Genomic DNA, 18,622 nt, shown 5'->3' with positions numbered 1-18,622 from the left:
CTCCTCATCTTCCCCACGACGAACCTCGTCGTGAGACGGAATTGGCACCTTCCCCGCCGGGAGCCTCGCCGCAGTGAACGACAAGACCGGCTGGAGGGTTGCCGGGGCTTCATCGGGCCGTGTCCCTCTGCCCCTCTGGATGAGCGGTATGGCACTGGGCGGGGCCCAGGCGTTTGTGCGCACGACGACCCCGACATAGGACGGGCGTCCGCGTTGTTCAAGACTGTAACGGAAGGGATGGCCGCGCGAGAGGGCCGTCCGCACCGCGAGATGCGTCACGAACGAGGAGTAATTCACGTGCTGGAAGAGGTGGAGCGCTGGCTGGCCCGGCGGTCCTGGTCCGCAGCAGACCGTCCGCTCGACCAGCTTCTGGCCGCGAAGGGCGGCACCGGCACCACGGTCAGCGTCGTGCTGCCGGCGCTGAACGAGGAGGCCACGGTCGGGGCCATCGTGGCCACGATCCGCCGGGAGCTGATGACCGAGGCCGTACCCCTGGTGGACGAGCTGGTGGTGCTGGACTCCGGCTCCACGGACCGTACGGGCGAGGTCGCGGCGGCGGCCGGGGCGCGCGTGGTGCACCGCGACGAGGTCCTGCCGCGGCTGCCCGCGCTGCCCGGCAAGGGCGAGGTGCTGTGGCGGTCGCTGCTGGCGACCACCGGCGACATCGTCTGCTTCATCGACGCCGACCTCAAGGACTTCTCCGCGGGCTTCGTCTCCGGCATCGTCGGCCCGCTGCTGACCGACCCGGACGTGCACTTCGTCAAGGGCATGTACGACCGTCCGCTGGGCGAGGTCTCCGGCCAGGGCGGCCGGGTCACCGAGCTGGTGGCGCGCCCGCTGCTGAACCTGCACTGGCCACAGCTGGCGGGCTTCGTCCAGCCGCTGGGCGGCGAGTACGCGGCCCGCCGCTCACTGCTGGAGCAGCTGCCGTTCCCGGTGGGCTACGGCGTGGAGCTGGGGCTGCTGGTGGACGCGCTGCACACGGTGGGCCTGGACGCGCTGGCGCAGGTGGACGTCGGCGTGCGCGTGCACCGTCACCAGGACGGGCGGGCCCTGGGCCGGATGGCCGCCGCGATCTACCGCACCGCGCAGCTGCGGCTGGCGCGCGGCCATCTGGTGCGTCCGGCGCTCACCCAGTTCGAGCGCACGGCGGAAGGGTTCGTGCCGCGCACGTACGCGGTGGACACCGAGGAGCGGCCGCCGATGGCCGGAATACCCGAGTACGCCCGACGGCGCGCCGCGTAAGCGTACGTTTGAGCGGTTCCCTCAAGGGCAAGGCTGCGGTCATGGTCGCTGAGCACACGCCGGACGCACCGATCGCCGCCGCGCCGATCGTCGTGGCCTCCAACCGGGGGCCCGTCTCGTACAAGCCGCGCGAGGACGGCTCGCTCGTGGCGGGGCGGGGCGGCGGCGGGCTGGTCTCGGGGCTGAGCGAGATCGGGCGGGACCCCAAGGGGGCGGCGGCGGTGTGGGTGTGCGCCGCGCTGGGCCCCGGCGACCGCGAGGCGGCCGGGCGCGCGGGCCGAAGACTGGCGTCGGCCGACACCGGCGGACATCAGGTGCGGATGCTCGACATCCCGCCGGAAACCTTCGCCGCCGCGTACAACGGCGTGGCCAACTCCGTGCTGTGGTTCCTCCACCACATGCTCTGGCAGACCCCGCTGGAGCCCTCCTTCGACGCCGCCTTCCGCGCCCAGTGGGCGGCGTACGAGGCGTACAACGCCGCCTTCGCGGACGCGATCGCCGAGGAGGCCGCGGAGGGCGCCTGCGTGCTGGTGCAGGACTACCACCTGACGCTGGTCCCGGGGCTGCTGCGCGCCCGCCGCCCGGACCTGCGGATCGGGCACTTCTCGCACACCCCCTGGGCCCCGCCCGACTACTACCGGCTGCTGCCGGACGACGTGGCCGCGCAGGTGTTGCGCGGCGTCCTGGGCGGCGACCGGGCGGCGTTCCTGACCCGCCGCTGGGCCGAGGCGTTCGCCGCGTGCTGCGAGAGCACGCTCGGGGCGGAGACGGTGCGCGAGGGCGGCGTGGTCACGGCGGTGCGCTTCGAGGGCCGTACGACCCGGCTCGGCGTGCACGGACTGGGCGCGGACGCGGACTTCCTGCGGGAGCGGGCGCACCGGCCGGACGTCGAGGAGCGGCTGGCGGCGCTGCGGGAGCGCGTCGGTCCGGGCCGCCGGACGATCGTCCGCGTGGACCGCACCGAGCTGTCGAAGAACATCGTGCGCGGCCTGCACGCGTTCCGGCGGCTGCTGCAGGACCATCCGCAGTGGCAGGGCCGGGTGGTGCACATCGCCTTCGCCTACCCCTCGCGGCAGGACCTCGCCGTCTACCGCGACTACATGGCGGAGGTCGGGCGGCTGGCCCGCGAGATCAACGCCGAGTTCGGCACGGAGGACTGGGAGCCGGTGGCCCTCCATCTGGAGGACGACTTCGCCCGCTCCCTGGCCGCCTACCGGCTGGCGGACGTGGCCCTGGTCAACCCCATCCGCGACGGCATGAACCTTGTCGCCAAGGAGGTCCCGGTCGTCTCCGACCACGGCTGCGCCCTGGTCCTGTCCCGTGAGGCGGGGGCGGCGGCGGAGCTGGGCGAGGAGGCCCTCACCATCAATCCGTACGACATCGAGGCCACCGCCCGCGCGCTCCACCTGGCCCTGCTGATGGACCCCGGCGAGCGCGCCGAACGCACGAAGCGGTTGGCCGCGGCGGCGACGGCACTACCGCCGGGGCGCTGGTTCGCGGAGCAGCTACGGGCGCTCGAACTGTGACAGTTCCAGCACGTCCGGCGATTGAGGACAAAACCAGCCCGTCCGGCATGTGAGGACCGGGGGTCCGGGGGCGGAGCCCCCGGGTCAGCCGATCCCGGCCGCCAGCGCCGTCAGCAGCTCCACCACGCCCGCCGGCCCGTCCACCACGAGGTCCGCCCGCTCCGCGAGCACCGCGACTTCGGCGCTGCCACTGCACACGAGCGTGCCGGGCACCCCCTCGGAGCGCAGCTTCTCGACCGCCGCGAAGGCGGCGAGGTCGCCGAGGTCGTCGCCGGCGTACAGGACGCAGGAGGCGTCGACCTCGCGCACGTACTCGGCGAGGGCGACGCCCTTGTCCATGCCGGGCGGGCGCAGCTCCAGCACCAGTCGGCCCGGCTCGACGATGAGGCCGTGGCGCGCGGCGAGTGCGGCGAGCGGTTCGCGCAGGGCGTCGAAGGCGGCCTGGGGGTCGGCGGCGCGCCGGGTGTGGACGGCGATGGCGCGGCCCTTGTCCTCGACCCACGTGCCCCGCCAGGCGCCCGACTCGTCCAGCACGCCCGGGAGTTCCGCCTGGACGGCGGCGACGCCCGGGTGCGGCGCGGGGGCGTGCACGGTGCCGGTGACGGCGTCCCAGCGCTCGGCGCCGTAGTGGCCGAGCACCACGAGGTGTTCCAGGCCGGGGACCCCGGCGAAGCCGCCGTAGCGCACCGCCACTCCGGCCGCGCGGCCGGTGATCACGGCGATGGAGCCCAGGTGCGGCGCGAGCCGGGCGAGGGCGGGCACGGCGCCGGAGTGGGCGCGGGCCTGCTCGGGGTCCGGCACGATCTCGGCGAGCGTGCCGTCGAAGTCGAGGGCGACGACCGCGCGTTCGGGCCGCGCCAGCAGTGCGGCCAGGCCGTCGCGGCCGGCGGCGGTCACGGGTTCCGGGAGGGGGTGGCTGCCCATACGCCGACCCTACCGGTGCCGCTGCCGCCGGGGCGGGCACTTGTACGGGACGTACGAACACCCAGGGGCGTACGCCCGCGAACCGTACGGTCGCGTCCGCGTCAGCGGCGCTCGCGCCGGGCGTCGCGCAGTCGCCGCAGCCGGTTGACCGTGACGGGGTCGTGGGCGAGGGCGCGCGGATCGTCGAGGAGGGCGTTGAGGAGCTGGTAGTAGCGGGTCGGGGTGATACCGAGGCGCTCGCGCACGGCCCGCTCCTTGGCACCGGGGCCGGGCCAGGAGCGCCGTTCCAGGGCGAGCACGGCCAGATCGCGCTCGGACAGCCCGTGCGCGGAGGGATCGCCCCCCGGCGGCTCGCCCCGGTCCTCGTTCACGTCACCCAACCTAACGGCCCGCGAGCTCCGTCGCCTCCGCCTCGCGCTGGATCTCGCCGAGGATGGCGGTCGGGTCGCCGCCCTTCTGCACGGCGGCGCCGATCTTTTCCTTGATCGTCGCGCTGACCTTCGCCCAGGACGTCTTGTCGGCCGGGTAGAACTCGGCGTTCTGCAGCTGCTCCAGGAACTGCCACAGGTGGCGGTAGCGCTGGTCGCCCTGCATCGCGGTGGACGCGGAGTTGGTCACCGGCAGCAGCTCGTACTGGCCGGTGAAGTTGAGCACGTTGTTCTTGCTGTAGACGAAGTCGAGGAACGTGCCGATCTGCGAGCCGTGACCGTTGCGCTTGAAGGCCATCATCCAGTCGGCGACGCCCATGGTCGACTGGGCCTTGCCCCTGATGCCGGGCAGGGGCGCCATGTCGAACTCGATGTTGTTGGCCTTGGCCTGCTGCATCAGCGTCGGGTGGCCGTGGAGCATGCCGACCTCGCCCTTGACGAACGCGTCGAAGACCTGCTGGCGGTTGGTGCGGGCCGGGTCGCCGGAGCCGGTGAGGTCCTTGCCGACGAGCTCGTCGCGCAGCCAGGTGAAGGCCTTGACGTTCTCGGGCGAGCTGATGATGTACGCACCGGTGTTGTCGGTGTAGCCACCGCCGCCGCCGAGCATCCACAGCATGGTCTCGGCCGGGGCCTCCTCGGGGCCGAAGGGCAAGCCGAAAGGTATCTTCACGCCGGCCGCCTTGAGCTTCACGGCGGCGGCCTGCAGCTCCTCCCAGCTCTCGGGGGCCTTGGCGATGCCGGCGCGGCGGAAGAGCGTCTTGTTGAAGAAGAGCAGGCGGGTACTGCCGACGAACGGCAGGCCGTACTGCACGCGGTGCACCTCCCCCGCCTTGGCGATCGAGGAGACGAACTCGGCCTGGGTGGGGATGGAGATCATCTGTTCGGCGCTGTAGAGCTTGCCGGCCGCGGCGAACTCGGCGTACGCGCCGATCTGCGCGAGGTCGGGGGCCTTGCCCGCGGCGACCAGGTCGGCGACCTTCTTGTCGACCTCGGTCCAGCTGTAGACCTCGACGTCGACCTTGATGCCACCGTGCTCCTTCTCGAACTCGCGGACCAGCGAGTCCCAGTACTTCTTGGAGGAGTTGCCCGGTTTGTCGCCATAGTCAGCAGCGATGAGCTTCAGCTTCTTGTCGCCGCCGGGGCCCTCGCTCCCGCACGCCGTCAGCGCGGGCGCCAACGCCGCCGTTGCGGCACCCGCCGCCGTCATGCCCAAGAACCGCCGCCGCTGCACTACTGCTACCCACCTTGTGGTTCGTGTTCGCCCTATGGAGGACCGTGAATCTCCCCCCTGGGATTCGCGAGTCCCGTGGAGACCGTGAGTTTCTCCCGCGCGCCACCTTACGGTCTACGGCTCCGGCGTTGCGCTTCGGTATCGCCGTAGCGGTCTTCCCCCAGGTCACAGAGGGCTGCTATCCACGGGAGGACCGCTAACCGCACCTCGCAAGGAGCAGCAGCGCATGAAGCCCTCCCCTTCCTCTGGCTCCCTCACCGGTCGTGAACTCGCCACCCAGCCCGACTGCTGGCGGCGCGCCGCCGAGGCCGCGGCGAGCGCGGCGGGCCTGCCCCGGCCGGGCGAGCGCGTGGCGGTGACCGGCTGCGGCACGTCGTGGTTCATGGCCCAGTCGTACGCGGCGCTGCGCGAGGCCGCCGGCCAGGGCGCGACGGACGCCTTCGCCGCGTCGGAGTTCCCGCTCACGCGCCCGTACGACCGGGTCGTGGCGATCACCCGCTCGGGCACGACGACGGAGGTGCTGCGCCTGCTGGACGCGGTGCGGGCACCCACCCTGGCGATCACGGCCGACCCGAAGACGCCGGTCATGGACGCGGCGGACGAGGTGGCGGTGCTGGACTGGGCGGACGAGGAGTCCGTGGTCCAGACCCGCTTCGCGACCACGGCCCTGGCCTACCTGCGGACGGCCGTGGAGGGCACGGGCCCGGTCGTCGCGGCCGCGGCGGACGCGGAGTGGGCCCTGGCCGACCCGCTGCCGGCGGCGGCGCTGGAGGCGGAGCAGTGGACGTTCCTGGGCAGCGGCTGGACCTATGGCCTGGCGCAGGAGGCGGCCCTGAAGATGCGCGAGGCGGCGGGCGCGTGGACGGAGTCGTACCCGGCGATGGAGTACCGCCACGGGCCGGTGGCGATCGCGGCGCCGGGCCGGGTGGTGTGGGGCTTCGGGACCCTCCCGGAAGGGCTGCCGGCCGACGTGACCCGCACGGGCGCCACCCTCACCCCCGCGGACACCACCCGCGACCCCATGGCCCACCTGGTCCGCGCCCAGCGCCTGGCGGTGGCGGTGGCGGAGTCGAGGGGCCTGAACCCGGACACGCCACGGAACCTGACGCGGAGCGTGGTCCTGGGCGAGTAGGACTGCCTGCCGGGCGGGCGAATCCAGCCCGTCCGGCGATGGAGGACCGGGACCCGGGGCGGAGCCGCGAAGCCCGCCGCGGGCGGGAAACGGCGCCGCACACCCCCCACCCCCGGCGAGTGGACTAGACCTTTCATGCCCGGACGCGCAAAACTACATGCGTGAAACACGTCATCGCCCTGGACGTGGGCGGCACCGCCATCAAGGCCGCGCTGATCGGCCCCGACCACGCGCTCCTGCACGAGACCAGGCGCCCCACAGGCCGTACCGAGGGCCCCGACGCCGTCGTGACCGGCATCCTCGAGCTCGCCGCCGAGCTGCGCGACCTCGGCCTGCGGCGCTTCGGCGAACCCGCGTCCGCTGCGGGCGTCGCCGTCCCCGGCATCGTGGACGCCGACCGGGGGATCGCGGTCTACGCCGCCAACCTCGGCTGGCGCGACGTCCCCCTCCGGGACCTGCTGAGCCGCCGCCTCGGCACGGGAAGCGGCACGGAGAGCGGCCCGGAGACCGGCACGGGGAGCGCCCCCACCCCCGTCGCCGTCGGCCACGACGTCCGCACCGGCGGCCTGGCCGAAGGCCGCATCGGCGCCGGCCGGGGCGCCGACCGCTTCCTGTTCGTCCCCCTCGGCACCGGCATAGCCGGCGCCATCGGCATCGACGGCCGCATCGAGGAGGGCGCCCACGGCTACGCGGGCGAGATCGGCCACATCGCCGTGCGCCCCGGCCCCGACGCCCCGGAGTGCGGCTGCGGCGGCCGCGGCTGCCTGGAGACGATCGCCTCCGCCTCAGCGGTCGGCCGCGCCTGGGCCGCCGCGAGCGGCGACCCGGCCGCCGACGCCGCCGACTGCGCGCGGGCCGTCGAGGCCGGCGACCCCCGCGCCCGCGCCGTGTGGCAGCACGCGGTCGACGCCCTCGCCGACGGCCTGGTCATGGGCCTCACCCTGCTCGACCCCCGCACGCTGATCATCGGCGGCGGGCTGGCGGAGGCCGGGGACACCCTCTTCGCACCGCTGCGCGCGGCGGTCGCGCGGCGCGTCACGTTCCAGAAGCTCCCCCTCATCGTCCCGGCGGCCCTCGGGGACACCGCCGGCTGCCTGGGCGCGGGCCTGCTCGCCTGGGACCTGCTCGCCAAGCAATCCATGGAACCCACGGAGGTATCCGCCTGATGGTCGAACGAACGGTTCTCACCGGCGCCCGCGTGGTGCTGCCGACCGGCGTGGCGGAGGGGGGCCGCGTCACGGTCGAGGGCGGCCGCATCGCGGACGACGTGCGGCACGAGGCACCCACCATCGACCTGACCGGGCACTGGATCGTCCCCGGCTTCGTGGACCTCCACGTCCACGGCGGCGGCGGCGCGTCCTTCTCCGCCGGCACGGCCGAGGAGGCGCTCACCGCGATCCGTACGCACCGCGCGCACGGCACCACGACGATGGTCGCCTCCACGGTCACCGGCGACCTCGACGACCTCGCCCGGCAGGCCGCGGTCCTCTCCGAGCTCACCGAGCAGGGCGACCTGGCCGGTATCCATTTCGAGGGCCCGTTCATCTCCCCGCACCGCTGCGGCGCCCACCAGCCGGAGCTGCTGCGCGAACCGCACCCGGCGGACGTCCGCAAGCTCCTCGACGCGGCGCGCGGCGCGGCCCGCATGATGACGTTGGCGCCGGAGCTGGAGGGCGGCCTGGAGTCCGTACGCCTGCTCGCGGACAGCGGTGTCGTCGCCGCCGTAGGCCACACCGACTCGACGTACGAGGCCACGCTCGCGGCCATCGACGCCGGCGCGACCGTCGCCACCCACCTGTTCAACGCCATGCCGTCGCTCATGCACCGCTCGCCCGGCCCGATCGCGGCGCTGCTGGAGGACGAGCGGGTCACCGTCGAGCTGATCAACGACGGTACGCACCTGCACCCGGCCGTCCTGGAGCTGGCCTTCGCCCGGGCGGGCGCGGACCGGGTCGCGTTCATCACGGACGCGATGGGCGCGGCGGGCATGAACGACGGCATGTACCCGCTCGGCCCGATGCGCGTCGAGGTCAAGGACGGTGTGGCCCGCATCGCCGACGGCCCGACGGCGGGCTCGATCGCGGGCTCCACACTGACGCTCGACACGGCCTTCAAGCGCGCGGTGACCCTCGACAAGCTGCCCGTGGAGGACGTCGTACGGGCCCTTTCCGCCAATCCGGCACGCGTGCTGGGCGTCGCCGACCGGGTCGGCTCGCTGGAGCCCGGCAAGGACGCGGACCTGGTCGTGCTGGACGCCTCGTACGACCTGGCCGGCGTCATGCGCAAGGGCGAATGGCTGGTTCGGCCCGAAGTGGGCTGATTCTCCCCCGGTTTGAACGGCGGCGGCGGGTCCCGAGGTCTGGGCCTGCCGCCGCTGTTTTGGCATGATCGCTCGCGCATCCGTCATCGGGGGAAGTCACGCAGTCGTGAGAGAGAGGCGCCGATGATCCTCACGGTCACGCTCAACGCCGCGCTCGATCTGACCTACCGCGTCCCGCGCCTGCTCCCGCACGCCTCGCACCGCGTCGCCCGGGCCGCCGAACGCCCCGGCGGCAAGGGCCTCAACGTCGCGCGGGTCCTGGCCGCACTGGGCCACGAGACCGTGGTCACCGGCTTCGCGGGCGGCCCGACGGGCAAGACCCTGCGCCGGCTCCTCGCGGAGTGCGCGGGCCCGTTGACCGACGCGCTCGTGCCCATCACCGGCGACACCCGCCGTACGGTCGGCGTCGCCGACGACTCCACCGGCGACACCACCCAGCTCAACGAGGGCGGCCCGGACGTCACTCCCGACGAGTGGGCCGCCTTCGACGAACGCTACGTCCGCCTCCTGCGCAACGCCCGCGCCGTCGCCCTGTGCGGCAGCCTGCCGCCCGGCGTACCGGTCGGCGCGTACGCCCACCTCGTGCGCGAGGCCCGCGCCCGGCACGTGCCCGTCCTGCTCGACACCAGCGGCGAGCCGCTGCGGCGGGGCGTCGCCGCCCGCCCGGACGTGGTCAAGCCGAACGCCGCCGAACTGGCCGCCCTGACCGGCTCCACCGAGCCCCTGCGCGCCGCCCTCGACACCCGCCGCCGCGGCGCCCACGCGGTGGCCGCCTCCCTGGGCGCCGAGGGCATCCTCGCCGTCACCCCGGACGGCACCTGGCACGCCACCCCGCCCAAACCCCTGCCGGGCAACCCCACGGGCGCCGGCGACTCCGCCGTGGCCGGCCTCCTCTCGGCCTGGTCCGAGGGCCTGCCCTGGCCCGACCGCCTGACCCGCGCCGTGGCCCTGTCGGCCGCGACGGTCCGCGCCCCGGCAGCGGGCGAGTTCGACCGCGCGACGTACGAGGAAACGCTGACCCGCGTACGGGTGAGGGAGCTGTGACCACACGAGCGGGGTCCGGGGCGAAGCCCCGGTTTCGGGAAGGGGCGGGACTGGGGCTTTCTTCCCGCCGCAACGGCGCCGCGCCCCGCCGGGCCGGCCCGGCGGTGCCGAACCGGCCGGAGCCACGGTTACCCACAGGAGGGCTGAGCCCGCATGCCACTCGTCCGCACCAGTGAGCTCATGTCGGCGGCTCAGGCGGCCCGTCAGGCCGTAGCCGCCTTCAACGTCATCACCGTCGAACACGCCGAAGCCATCGCCACCGGCGCCGAATCCGCCGGCACCCCGGCCGTCCTGCAGATCTCCGAGAACGCCGTGAAGTTCCACGGCGGCCGCCTCGCCCCCATCGCCGCCGCCACGGCGGCGGTCGCCCGGTCCTCGACCGCCCGCCTGGCGCTCCACCTCGACCACGTCGAGAGCACGGCCCTCCTGCACGCAGCGTCAGCACATGACTTCACGTCAGTGATGTTCGACGCCTCGAAGCTGCCCTACGGAGACAACGTCAAGGCCACGGCCGAAGCGGCCGGTTGGGCGCACGAGCGCGGCCTGTGGATCGAGGCGGAACTGGGCCGCGTCGGCGGCAAGGCGGGCGACGCCCACACCCCCGGCGTCCGCACGGACCCCACCGAGGCGGCGGCCTACGTAGCCGACACCGGCGTGGACGCCCTGGCCGTGGCCGTAGGCAGCACCCACGCCATGACCACCCGCACGGCCACCCTCGACCACGCCCTGATCACAACCCTCCGCGAAGCGGTCCCGGTCCCCCTGGTCCTGCACGGCTCCTCGGGCGTCCCGGACACCGAACTCCGCGCGGCGGTGGCGGCGGGCATGACGAAGATCAACGTCGGCACGGCCCTGAACACGGCCTTCACCGGCGCGGTACGAGCGTTCCTGGAGGCCCACCCGTCGACGGTGGACCCACGGAAATACCTCACCCCCGCACGCGAGGCGATGGCGGGGGTGGTGGCGGGTTTTCTGCGGAATGTCAGGCCCCGCTGAGCCAGACCTGGTCGAGGTGCGAGTCGCACTTGTTGCCGGCCTCGCAGGAAAGCCTGATGACGTTCGTCCCCTTGTTGAGGCTTATCTCGGACCAGGTGCTCATCCAGTTGCTCGACCACTCACCCGGCTTGGTGTGGATGTGGTCCCTCATGTCGATCGACCTGCCCTCACGCTTGCCGTTGGCAGTGATGGTGAGGTTCGCGTCTTGACCGGGCACACCGTAGGAGAGGTTCAGCCGGTAACGGCCGGCACTCTGGACCTCCACCGTCCACTCGACGCCCGCGCCCTGCTGGTTCACGCCGGTGACGTAAGCGCCGTCGTTCGCCTTCGCGCCCGAGACCGACTTCTCCGTCGTGGCACCACCGATAAGCCGCAGGCTCGCCACGTCGCGCTTCTGCTGCCCGTTGACCGACGGATTCTTGGGCTCGTCGTCGCCCTTCTTGTCCTTTTCCTTCTTCTTCGAAGAAGAATCGTCGGACTCACCCGAGTCGCCGCCCGGGTTCTGCCCATCACTCGCACTGTTCTGCTTGTCGTCCTTGCCGGACGACTGATTGGTCATGATCGCCACGCCGATGCCGCCCGCGACCACGAGCACCACGGCTATGGCGGCTATGAGCAGACCACGCCGGTTCGGCCGGGCGCTGCCGCCGGCCGCGTGCCCGCTCGGCTGCGGGGCGCCGGCGGCGGGCGGCATGCCGCCCGGCAGGGTCTCGGGGGCGGCGTAGTGCGGGTTCGGCGCGGGGCGCTGGGCGGCGGCGCCCTGCTGGCCGCCGTAGGTGCGTGAGCCGACCGGGCGTACCTGGTGGTGCGACGTTCGGGGGACGCCCGGCTGGTGGGTGGCGGAACCGCCGCCCTCGGTGGACCCCTCACCGCCTCGGTACAGGTAACCGAACGGGTCGTCGTTCTCCGGCGTACCGGTGCCGTTGTTACCGGCCGTCATCCCCTGTCACTCCCCACATGGTGTGCCCATCGGCGCCCACGCTCGTACGCGCCAAATCCGCGGCTGTCGAGGCCGGGGCGGCCACCACGGTCGGCGGCGGTGCCGCATCGGCGCAGCCTACCCCGACAGGGCGGTTTCACGCCGCGCCCCAACCCCCCCGACGGGGCCGCAAGGGGGCTCAGCCGGCCCGCCTGCCGGCCTTGGCGCGAGAGCGTTTTTCGACGTACATGCGCTGGTCAGCGGAGTGCAGGACCTCGTCCGCGGACATTCCGCAACCCGCCCAGCCGATTCCGAAACTCGCCCCTACCCGCACCGCACGGCCATCAACCCTTATCGGGGGAATGATCGCATTTCGCAGCCGGACCGCGAGATCTTCCGCGTCGGCCGGGGCCAGCCCGTCCGCCAGGACGACGAACTCGTCGCCGCCGAGCCGGGCGACCGTGTCGCCGTCGCGGACCCCGCTGCTCAGCCGCCGGGCGACCTCTATGAGGACGGCGTCACCGGTGTGGTGACCGAAGCGGTCGTTGATCGACTTGAAGCCGTCGAGGTCGCAGAAGAGGACGGCCAGGCCCTTGGTGCCGTCGTCGACCTCCTCGTCGGGCGCTATCGCGTGCTCGTGGTGGTGCTCGTGGCGGCCGTACGGGCTCTCGGGGACGCCGCCGAAGTCGTCGGGCGTGAAGTCCGGCGCGTAGTCGGGCCCGGTGTCGGAGCCGAAGCCGTGCGCGGCGCTCATCACGCCCGTCACGCCCGCCGCCCCCGCTGTACCCGGCAGCCCCACGGCGCCGACCGCGCCGACCGCGCCCGCCGCGGCGCCCACCGCCGCGCTCGCCGTGCTCTCGACCTCGGCGAACCCCTCGAGGGAGCCGTACGGCCCCACCGCCGCGGCGGCATGGGTGTCGCTGCCCGGCGGGCGGCCGCAGAGGCGGCTGCTGAGGCGGGCGCGCAGCTCGGCGCTGTTGGGCAGGCCGGTCAGGGAGTCATGGCTGGCGCGGTGGGCGAGCTGCAGCTCGTGCCGCTTGCGCTCCTCGATGTCCTCGACGTGCGTGAGCAGGAAGCGCGGCCCGTCGGCGGCGTCGGCCACGACGGAGTTGCGCAGCGACACCCACACGAACGTGCCGTCGCGCCGGGCCAGGCGCAGCTCGGCGCGGCCGCCCTCGGCGGAGGTGCGCAGGAGGGTGCCGATGTCGTCGGGGTGGACGAGGTCGGAGAAGGAGTAGCGGCGCATCTGGGACGCGGAGCGGCCGAGCAGCCGGCACAGCGCGTCGTTGGTGCGGTGCAGCCGGCCGTGCTGGTCGCCGCCCATCTCGGCGATGGCCATGCCACTGGGCGCGTACTCGAAGGCCTGGCGGAAGCTTTCCTCACTGGCGCGCAGGGCCTGCTGCTCGCGTTCGAGCCGGACCAGGGCACGCTGCATATTTGCGCGTAGACGAGCGTTACTGATCGCAATCGCCGCCTGCGACGCATACATCTGGAGCGCCTCGCGACCCCAGGGGCCGGGCCGCCGCCCGTTGCGCGGTTTGTCCACGGAGATAACGCCGAGCAGCTCCCCGCCGGAGGGCCCGGCGGTGTACATGGGGGCGAAGAGCCGGTCCATCGGGTGCCACTCGTCGGCGAAGCGCGGTGCCGGTCCGGCGGTGTGCCACTGGGGCACGTCGTCCTCGTCGAGGACCCAGCCCTCGGTGTACGGAATGAAGCGCAGCCCGCCCCAGTGGTCGCCCATCGACAGCCGCCGCTCCCACGAGACGCGGGAGCCGACGCGACCGGCCATGAGCGCCTCGGCGCTGGCGCTTCCGGCCACCGCGGCCACGACGAGATCGCCGTCCGGGCGTACGAGGTTGACGGCCGAGAGCTCATATCCGAGCCCGGCGACGATGCCGTCGGCGACGGTCTGCAAGGTGTCCGCGAGGCTGCGCGCGGTGTTCAGTTCCGCGATCGCCTGATGGACCTGTCTCAAGGTCGCCAGGCGGACATACGGCTCCGACTCGGTCTCCATAGCTCGCTCTCCCCCGAGACCTCGACAGCAACTCCAGGCTTCTTGTTCGTCCGTTTACCCGGCCACTGAATCACAGCGAGCTGACCACCCGGTACACAGGGTCAACAATTACTGCCCTCTGTGACTCAAGTCACAAAGTGTGATGAAGTCCTACTACTGGCGTTCGAGCGCACCCCTATGCTTCGTGAACGCAAATTCGAAGACACGGCAGGATCGTTTTCGCGACGGTTTCGCGTCGGTTTCGAGGCGCTTTCGACCTAGGACCCGTCTGGTCCCGCAGCCCGATGCGCCTCGTCCCCCGGGACGGCTAGCGTGCGGAGCGTGTTGCAGACGACTACGGCCCCAGAGACCGGCATAGCTCATCCTGAAGGGGTGACCGCCGACGAATTCCGCGCAGCCCTCGCCCGCCTTGCCGCGGGCGTCGTGCTGGTGACCGCGCACGACCCGGAGGACGGGCCGCGCGGCGAGGACGTCGGCATGACGGCGACCGCGTTCGTGTCCGTCTCGCTGGAGCCGCCCCTGGTGATGGTGAGCGTTCGCAACGGCTCCCGGATGGACGATCTCCTGGAGCACCAACCGTTGTGGGCGGTTTCGATCCTCTCCGAGAGCCAGCGTCACATCGCCGGCCGCTTCGCGATGAAGGGCCGCATCAGCGACCGTCTCCTCTTCGAGGACATCCCCTACGAGCGCGGCGAGATCACGGGCGCACCGCTCGTGCGGGGCGCGCTGTCCCTGCTGGAGTGCCGCACCGAGCAGCGGGTCGTGGCGGGGGACCACACGCTGGTCATCGGCCGCGTCCTGCGGGCCGACACCCCGAGCTCGGAGAGCGGACCCCTGACGTACTTCCGCGGGCGGTACCGCTTCCTGGCATAGGGGGCTGAGAGGGCTGGGCCCTAGGACCAGTCCCGGCCCGACCGGCCCCGCTTGGTGTCGGCGCGCTGCTTCTTCTCCCGCAGCCGCCGCTCGTTGATGCCGCGGGGGATCTTCGTGGGCCGCCGCGGCTTCGGCGGCGGCGCCGTGGCCTCCGCCAGGAGCGACGCCAGCCGTACGGCGGCGGTCTCGCGGTTGCGCCACTGCGAACGGTGCTCGGAGGCCCGTACGGTCACGACCCCGTCGACCAGCCGGCCGGCGAGCCGCTCCAGGGCGCGCTCCTTCCACACCGGCGGCAGCGCGTCGGTCGCCGCGAGGTCGAACCGCAGCTCGACCTGGCTGTCGCTGGTGTTGACGTGCTGTCCGCCCGGCCCGGACGACCGCGAGAAACGCCACATGAGCTCGGCCTCGGGCAGGGAGACGGAGCCGCGGATGACGTGGGGACCGGACATGCGTCCCATGTTCCCCTGCCACGAGCGCCCCCGTCACCTCGTTTTGAGCCCGGCCGCGGCGAGGCCGGCATCAGGAATTGGCAAAGAAAGTAAAGAAGGCTGGAACCCTGCGTCCCTCGGTCGGCGTTAACTGGGGTGACGGTAGCTTCGGGCGCGAGCTTCGTGGCACTACCCCACCAGAAAGGGACATTCCCATGGCTGTAAGCCTGTCCAAGGGCGGCAACGTCTCCCTCACCAAGGAGGCCCCGGGCCTGGCGGCCGTCACGGTCGGCCTCGGCTGGGACGTCCGCACCACCACGGGTACGGACTTCGACCTCGACGCGAGCGCCATCGCCGTGAACGCGGGCGGCCGGGTCTACTCCGACTCCCACTTCGTCTTCTTCAACAACAAGTCCACCCCGGACCAGTCCATCGTCCACACCGGTGACAACGTCACGGGTGCCGGCGAGGGCGACGACGAGCAGATCAACGTCAACCTGGCGGCCCTGCCGGCCGACATCGACAAGATCGTCTTCCCGGTCTCCATCTACGACGCCACCACGCGCTCGCAGAACTTCGGCCAGGTCCGCAACGCCTACATCCGCATCATCAACCAGGCCGGCGGCGCCGAGCTCGCCCGCTACGACCTCAGCGAGGACGCCGCCACCGAGACCGCCATGGTCTTCGGCGAGCTGTACCGCAACGGCGCCGAGTGGAAGTTCCGCGCCGTCGGCCAGGGCTACGCCTCGGGCCTCGCGGGCATCGCGCAGGACTTCGGCGTCAACGTCTGACGTCCGGCGCCGTAGGAGTCGCGACGCCGCCGTAGTCGCGCCGTTGCCGTAGCGCCGTCGCAGCAGCGAGAGAGGGCCACCCCGTCCCTGGGCGTGGCCCTCTCCGGCATGGCCGGGGCGGCGCCGGAATCCCCGTACCGAATCCGCGTACCGGATCTGAGTACCGAATCTGAGTACGAACGCTCACGGCCGATCCGGACAGGGGCAGGATGCTGGACACATGATCACACCGCCCCCTGCCGGCCCTCCGCCGTATCCGCCCGGCCCGGGCTACCCGCCCCCGGTCGCGGTCGCGCCCTCGGGAAATCGCCGCGCCGTGGTGGCCGGCATCATCGCGGCAGTGATCCTCGTCCTCGCGGGCGGAGGCGCCGCCGCGTGGTGGCTGACGCGCGACGACGCCCCACTGGCCGGCCGGCCCCGCGTCGTGGACAACGCGACGGGCCTCTCCTATGCGATCCCCGAGGGCTGGAAGCACAAGGAGCAGGGCAGCCTGATCAACGCCTTCAACTCGATGATCAACACGGAGGACGCCGACGACACGAACGGCAGCGTCGTCCTCGCGGGCCGTGCGGGAACCGTTCCGGAGTCCGAGCTGCAGCGGACGGCGGAGCGGGCGGCCCGGTCGAACGCCGCGTTCTTCCACCCGGACGGCAGCTCGACGCGCGAGGAGTCCCGCCCGACCCGTGTGAGCGGCCACCCCGCCCACACGGTGGTCATGAAGACCAACGACGGCCACGGCCACACCGGCCACCTCCGCCTCACCCTCATCTCGGTACCCGACGGCCGCTCGTCCTTCCTCCTCGGCATCGCGCAGTCGGCCGGCCCGAACGAGCGCCGCATTGTGGACACGGTGCTGGAGAGCGCCGCGGTGAAGTGATGGAAGGCCCGTGACGCGGCCCTTCCCAGGCCGGCCCCACCGTGTTCGGATGAAGCAATGAGCGAGCGAATGCGCGTGGGATACCGGGGAACCGGACCAGGAGCGATCACGCCGGACGGCTGCGCGGTCGACCTCTATCTACGGCTGCCCGTGTGGGACGAACCCGACATCATCGAGCGTGCGGCCCCGCCCGCGGCCCGCATCCTCGAACTGGGCTCGGGGGTCGGCCGCGTGACCCACCCCCTGGTGGAGCGGGGCTTCACCGTGACCGCCGTCGACGAGTCCCCGCAGATGCTGGAGCGGGTGAGCGGAGCCCGGACCGTTCACAGCCCGATCGAGGAGCTGGAGCTCGACGAACGCTTCGACGTGGTGGTCCTGGGCTCGTTCCTCGTGCACGCCGGGGACCCGCGGGTCGCCCACGGACTCCTACGGACCTGCCGCCGGCACGTCACGGACACCGGCTGCGTACTGATCCAGCGCGAAGCGGCGGACCGGCACGACAACCTGCCCCAGGAGCGGCCGCTGGCCGACGGCCTCATCCGGATCGTGTCCTCCGACCCGGCCGGCCCCGGCGTCCGTTCCGTCCACGCCGAGTACGTCTTCCCGGACGCCCACTGGACCCAGACGTTCCTGTCCCGCCCCCTGACGCCGGAGGCGTTCGAACGGGCCCTGGCCGAGGCCGATCTGGCCGTCGACACCTACCTGACGGACGACCGCACGTGGGTACGGGCGGTTCCGGCGTAGGCCACGAAGGCGGCCCAGGCCGGCGCGGGGAAGACGAGGGCGGGGCCGTGGGGATTCTTGCTGTCCCGGACGGGCACTAAGCCGGGTATGTGGTCGGCGACCTCGAGGCAGTCGTCAGTGCCGGTTCCTCCGCCGGCGCCGCTGTAGCTGCTCTTGCGCCAGGTTGGCGCATGCTCAGTGCTCATCCGCGTACTCCTCAGCAGCCGATTCGATCAAAGCCAGAGACGACTCGCGCGACAGTGCCGCGGCCATCGTGAAGTCGTAGGCGCGCTGGAGTCTGGAAACGCGAGCCGGATCGTCCAACAGGGTTCCGCTCATCGCGCCTTCCGTGTATGCGACTGGCGGGGCGTCGTCGAAGGTCATGAGCTTGACCATCCCGCCGAGCACGGGTGTGCCCGAGCTGTACGGCAGAACTTGCATGATGATGCGCTCGCTGCGGGTTAGTTCGGCCACACGGAGCAACTGCTCGTGCATGACAGCAGCACTCCCCGTTGGGCGCCGCATGACGTTCTCGTCAATGATCGTCCACAACAAGGGCCTTGTTGGATGTTCGAGGATGCTCTGCCGCCCAAGCCTCGCGGCCACCCAGGAGTCGACATCCTCCCTCGCCGCCAGCGGGAAACCCCCCTTGAACACTGCGCGCGCGTAGGCTGCCGTCTGAAACACTCCGGGCACGAACACCGGCGCATATGCATGGATCTCGGCGGCGATTCCTTCGAGATGCGCTACCTCCGCGAAGTAGTCCATACAAAGCGAACTGTTGATCAGGTTCTCGCACATCCTCGCGAAGAATCCATCCGTCTTCAGCTCCTCATCAACCCGCTGCGCGACATCCAGCTGCGGCTTACGCGTACCGGTCTCGAACTGCCCGATGTACGCGCCGGAGCAGATCACCCGTCTGCCCAGCTCCTGCTGTGTGAGCCCGGCAGCCTCGCGGTGCCTCTTCAGCTCGGAGCCGAAGAACTCCCACCCCACCCTGGCCTGACCGTAACGCCCAACCGCACCGGAACCGTTGGCCACAGGCTAACTCCCCTTCACAACAACGCCGTTGTAGAGCGCTCCCCCCTGTTGAGCGTAGCTCCAAACCGCAACCCTGAACGCACACGCAGTAAGCACAACCCGAAGGGGAA

General features: G+C 72.1%; 19 protein-coding genes and 1 riboswitch. Of the genes, 11 read left to right on the top strand and 8 right to left on the bottom strand.

The genetic code is table 11. From position 1 onward, the window contains the following. Position 1: 1 nt before the first annotated feature. Positions 2–146, bottom strand: a riboswitch (SAM riboswitch). A gap of 151 nt (positions 147–297) precedes the next feature. Together ACIGXW_RS07865 and ACIGXW_RS07860 are read left to right on the top strand one after the other, a co-directional pair. Further along, entirely contained in the window at positions 298–1,245 is a 948-nt protein-coding gene (locus ACIGXW_RS07865; protein WP_399571100.1) for a glucosyl-3-phosphoglycerate synthase, read from the top strand. A gap of 41 nt (positions 1,246–1,286) precedes the next feature. Next, positions 1,287–2,771: a trehalose-6-phosphate synthase gene (locus tag ACIGXW_RS07860; RefSeq protein WP_071961761.1), complete on the top strand. Its 1,485-nt coding sequence runs from the start codon at positions 1,287–1,289 to the stop codon at positions 2,769–2,771. A gap of 84 nt (positions 2,772–2,855) precedes the next feature. On the opposite strand, the gene otsB is transcribed toward ACIGXW_RS07860, so the two are convergent. The 3 genes from otsB to ACIGXW_RS07845 form a co-directional block, all read right to left on the bottom strand. After that, entirely contained in the window at positions 2,856–3,695 is an 840-nt protein-coding gene (gene otsB / locus ACIGXW_RS07855) for a trehalose-phosphatase (RefSeq protein ID WP_399571098.1), read from the bottom strand. A gap of 101 nt (positions 3,696–3,796) precedes the next feature. Next, positions 3,797–4,066: a DUF3263 domain-containing protein gene (locus ACIGXW_RS07850; protein ID WP_071961780.1), complete on the bottom strand. Its 270-nt coding sequence runs from the start codon at positions 4,064–4,066 to the stop codon at positions 3,797–3,799. A 10-nt stretch (positions 4,067–4,076) separates the two neighbouring features. Further along, on the bottom strand, positions 4,077–5,330 hold the full coding sequence (locus tag ACIGXW_RS07845; RefSeq protein WP_399571096.1) for an extracellular solute-binding protein: 1,254 nt from the start codon (positions 5,328–5,330) through the stop codon (positions 4,077–4,079). 250 nt (positions 5,331–5,580) lie between these two features. Here ACIGXW_RS07845 and ACIGXW_RS07840 point away from each other — a divergent pair, with 250 nt between their 5' ends. The 5 genes from ACIGXW_RS07840 to ACIGXW_RS07820 all read left to right on the top strand — a co-directional run bounded on the left by ACIGXW_RS07840 (position 5,581) and on the right by ACIGXW_RS07820 (position 10,846). Further along, entirely contained in the window at positions 5,581–6,486 is a 906-nt protein-coding gene (locus tag ACIGXW_RS07840) for an SIS domain-containing protein (protein WP_399571094.1), read from the top strand. A gap of 161 nt (positions 6,487–6,647) precedes the next feature. Continuing rightward, positions 6,648–7,652 carry an ROK family protein gene (locus ACIGXW_RS07835; protein WP_399571092.1) on the top strand — a complete coding sequence of 335 codons (1,005 nt, stop codon included), beginning with the start codon at positions 6,648–6,650 and terminating at the stop codon, positions 7,650–7,652. Then, complete coding sequence (nagA, locus tag ACIGXW_RS07830; protein WP_399571090.1) at positions 7,652–8,806, top strand: N-acetylglucosamine-6-phosphate deacetylase; 1,155 nt, start codon at positions 7,652–7,654, stop codon at positions 8,804–8,806. The genes ACIGXW_RS07835 and nagA overlap by 1 nt, the downstream gene beginning before the upstream one ends. Positions 8,807–8,929: 123 nt before the next feature. Further along, positions 8,930–9,850 (top strand): 1-phosphofructokinase family hexose kinase, encoded by a 921-nt coding sequence (locus ACIGXW_RS07825; protein ID WP_399571088.1) that lies wholly within the window; start codon positions 8,930–8,932, stop codon positions 9,848–9,850. 153 nt (positions 9,851–10,003) lie between these two features. Continuing rightward, positions 10,004–10,846, top strand: coding sequence for a ketose-bisphosphate aldolase (locus tag ACIGXW_RS07820; protein WP_399571086.1), 843 nt, complete (start codon positions 10,004–10,006; stop codon positions 10,844–10,846). On the opposite strand, the gene ACIGXW_RS07815 is transcribed toward ACIGXW_RS07820, so the two are convergent. Further along, on the bottom strand, positions 10,833–11,786 hold the full coding sequence (locus tag ACIGXW_RS07815) for a carbohydrate-binding protein (protein WP_399571084.1): 954 nt from the start codon (positions 11,784–11,786) through the stop codon (positions 10,833–10,835). The two genes, ACIGXW_RS07820 and ACIGXW_RS07815, sit on opposite strands and share 14 nt — an antisense overlap. A gap of 178 nt (positions 11,787–11,964) precedes the next feature. Continuing rightward, a complete protein-coding gene (cdgB, locus tag ACIGXW_RS07810; RefSeq protein ID WP_399571083.1) occupies positions 11,965–13,779 on the bottom strand; it encodes a diguanylate cyclase CdgB in 1,815 nt (604 codons plus the stop codon). A 321-nt stretch (positions 13,780–14,100) separates the two neighbouring features. On the opposite strand from cdgB, the gene ACIGXW_RS07805 reads away from it, so the two are divergent. Next, complete coding sequence (locus ACIGXW_RS07805) at positions 14,101–14,652, top strand: flavin reductase family protein (protein ID WP_399571081.1); 552 nt, start codon at positions 14,101–14,103, stop codon at positions 14,650–14,652. A 20-nt stretch (positions 14,653–14,672) separates the two neighbouring features. On the opposite strand, the gene arfB is transcribed toward ACIGXW_RS07805, so the two are convergent. Next, positions 14,673–15,101: an alternative ribosome rescue aminoacyl-tRNA hydrolase ArfB gene (gene arfB / locus ACIGXW_RS07800; RefSeq protein WP_071961754.1), complete on the bottom strand. Its 429-nt coding sequence runs from the start codon at positions 15,099–15,101 to the stop codon at positions 14,673–14,675. Between the two features lie 194 nt (positions 15,102–15,295). Between arfB and ACIGXW_RS07795 the strand changes: the two genes are divergently transcribed. The 3 genes from ACIGXW_RS07795 (at position 15,296) to ACIGXW_RS07785 (ending at position 17,492) form a co-directional block, all read left to right on the top strand. Further along, positions 15,296–15,871: a TerD family protein gene (locus ACIGXW_RS07795; RefSeq protein ID WP_071961753.1), complete on the top strand. Its 576-nt coding sequence runs from the start codon at positions 15,296–15,298 to the stop codon at positions 15,869–15,871. A 220-nt stretch (positions 15,872–16,091) separates the two neighbouring features. After that, a complete protein-coding gene (locus ACIGXW_RS07790) occupies positions 16,092–16,748 on the top strand; it encodes a hypothetical protein (RefSeq protein WP_399571079.1) in 657 nt (218 codons plus the stop codon). A gap of 57 nt (positions 16,749–16,805) precedes the next feature. Continuing rightward, positions 16,806–17,492 (top strand): class I SAM-dependent methyltransferase, encoded by a 687-nt coding sequence (locus tag ACIGXW_RS07785; RefSeq protein ID WP_399571076.1) that lies wholly within the window; start codon positions 16,806–16,808, stop codon positions 17,490–17,492. On the opposite strand, the gene ACIGXW_RS07780 is transcribed toward ACIGXW_RS07785, so the two are convergent. Both ACIGXW_RS07780 and ACIGXW_RS07775 read right to left on the bottom strand, forming a co-directional pair. Next, positions 17,447–17,677, bottom strand: coding sequence for a DUF397 domain-containing protein (locus ACIGXW_RS07780; protein ID WP_399571073.1), 231 nt, complete (start codon positions 17,675–17,677; stop codon positions 17,447–17,449). The genes ACIGXW_RS07785 and ACIGXW_RS07780 overlap by 46 nt on opposite strands. Continuing rightward, positions 17,667–18,512 (bottom strand): helix-turn-helix domain-containing protein, encoded by an 846-nt coding sequence (locus ACIGXW_RS07775; RefSeq protein WP_399571071.1) that lies wholly within the window; start codon positions 18,510–18,512, stop codon positions 17,667–17,669. The genes ACIGXW_RS07780 and ACIGXW_RS07775 overlap by 11 nt, the downstream gene beginning before the upstream one ends. Between the last annotated feature and the right edge of the window lie 110 nt (positions 18,513–18,622).

This window comes from Streptomyces sp. NPDC053079, assembly GCF_044546695.1.
Lineage (GTDB): Bacteria > Actinomycetota > Actinomycetes > Streptomycetales > Streptomycetaceae > Streptomyces.
The sequence above is the reverse complement of the archived record's forward strand: the minus strand, read 5'-3'. Positions and strand labels throughout refer to the sequence as shown.

What these genes read in the sequence shown, in the direction of transcription:
- ACIGXW_RS07860 (WP_071961761.1), top strand. Translation starts at nt 1,287, where the DNA reads ATGGTCGCTGAGCACACGCCGGACGCACCGATCGCCGCCGCGCCGATC.
- otsB (WP_399571098.1), bottom strand. Translation starts at nt 3,695, where the DNA reads ATGGGCAGCCACCCCCTCCCGGAACCCGTGACCGCCGCCGGCCGCGAC.
- ACIGXW_RS07845 (WP_399571096.1), bottom strand. Translation starts at nt 5,330, where the DNA reads ATGACGGCGGCGGGTGCCGCAACGGCGGCGTTGGCGCCCGCGCTGACG.
- ACIGXW_RS07840 (WP_399571094.1), top strand. Translation starts at nt 5,581, where the DNA reads ATGAAGCCCTCCCCTTCCTCTGGCTCCCTCACCGGTCGTGAACTCGCC.
- nagA (WP_399571090.1), top strand. Translation starts at nt 7,652, where the DNA reads ATGGTCGAACGAACGGTTCTCACCGGCGCCCGCGTGGTGCTGCCGACC.
- ACIGXW_RS07825 (WP_399571088.1), top strand. Translation starts at nt 8,930, where the DNA reads ATGATCCTCACGGTCACGCTCAACGCCGCGCTCGATCTGACCTACCGC.
- ACIGXW_RS07820 (WP_399571086.1), top strand. Translation starts at nt 10,004, where the DNA reads ATGCCACTCGTCCGCACCAGTGAGCTCATGTCGGCGGCTCAGGCGGCC.
- ACIGXW_RS07815 (WP_399571084.1), bottom strand. Translation starts at nt 11,786, where the DNA reads ATGACGGCCGGTAACAACGGCACCGGTACGCCGGAGAACGACGACCCG.
- cdgB (WP_399571083.1), bottom strand. Translation starts at nt 13,779, where the DNA reads ATGGAGACCGAGTCGGAGCCGTATGTCCGCCTGGCGACCTTGAGACAG.
- arfB (WP_071961754.1), bottom strand. Translation starts at nt 15,101, where the DNA reads ATGTCCGGTCCCCACGTCATCCGCGGCTCCGTCTCCCTGCCCGAGGCC.
- ACIGXW_RS07795 (WP_071961753.1), top strand. Translation starts at nt 15,296, where the DNA reads ATGGCTGTAAGCCTGTCCAAGGGCGGCAACGTCTCCCTCACCAAGGAG.
- ACIGXW_RS07790 (WP_399571079.1), top strand. Translation starts at nt 16,092, where the DNA reads ATGATCACACCGCCCCCTGCCGGCCCTCCGCCGTATCCGCCCGGCCCG.
- ACIGXW_RS07785 (WP_399571076.1), top strand. Translation starts at nt 16,806, where the DNA reads ATGAGCGAGCGAATGCGCGTGGGATACCGGGGAACCGGACCAGGAGCG.
- ACIGXW_RS07780 (WP_399571073.1), bottom strand. Translation starts at nt 17,677, where the DNA reads ATGAGCACTGAGCATGCGCCAACCTGGCGCAAGAGCAGCTACAGCGGC.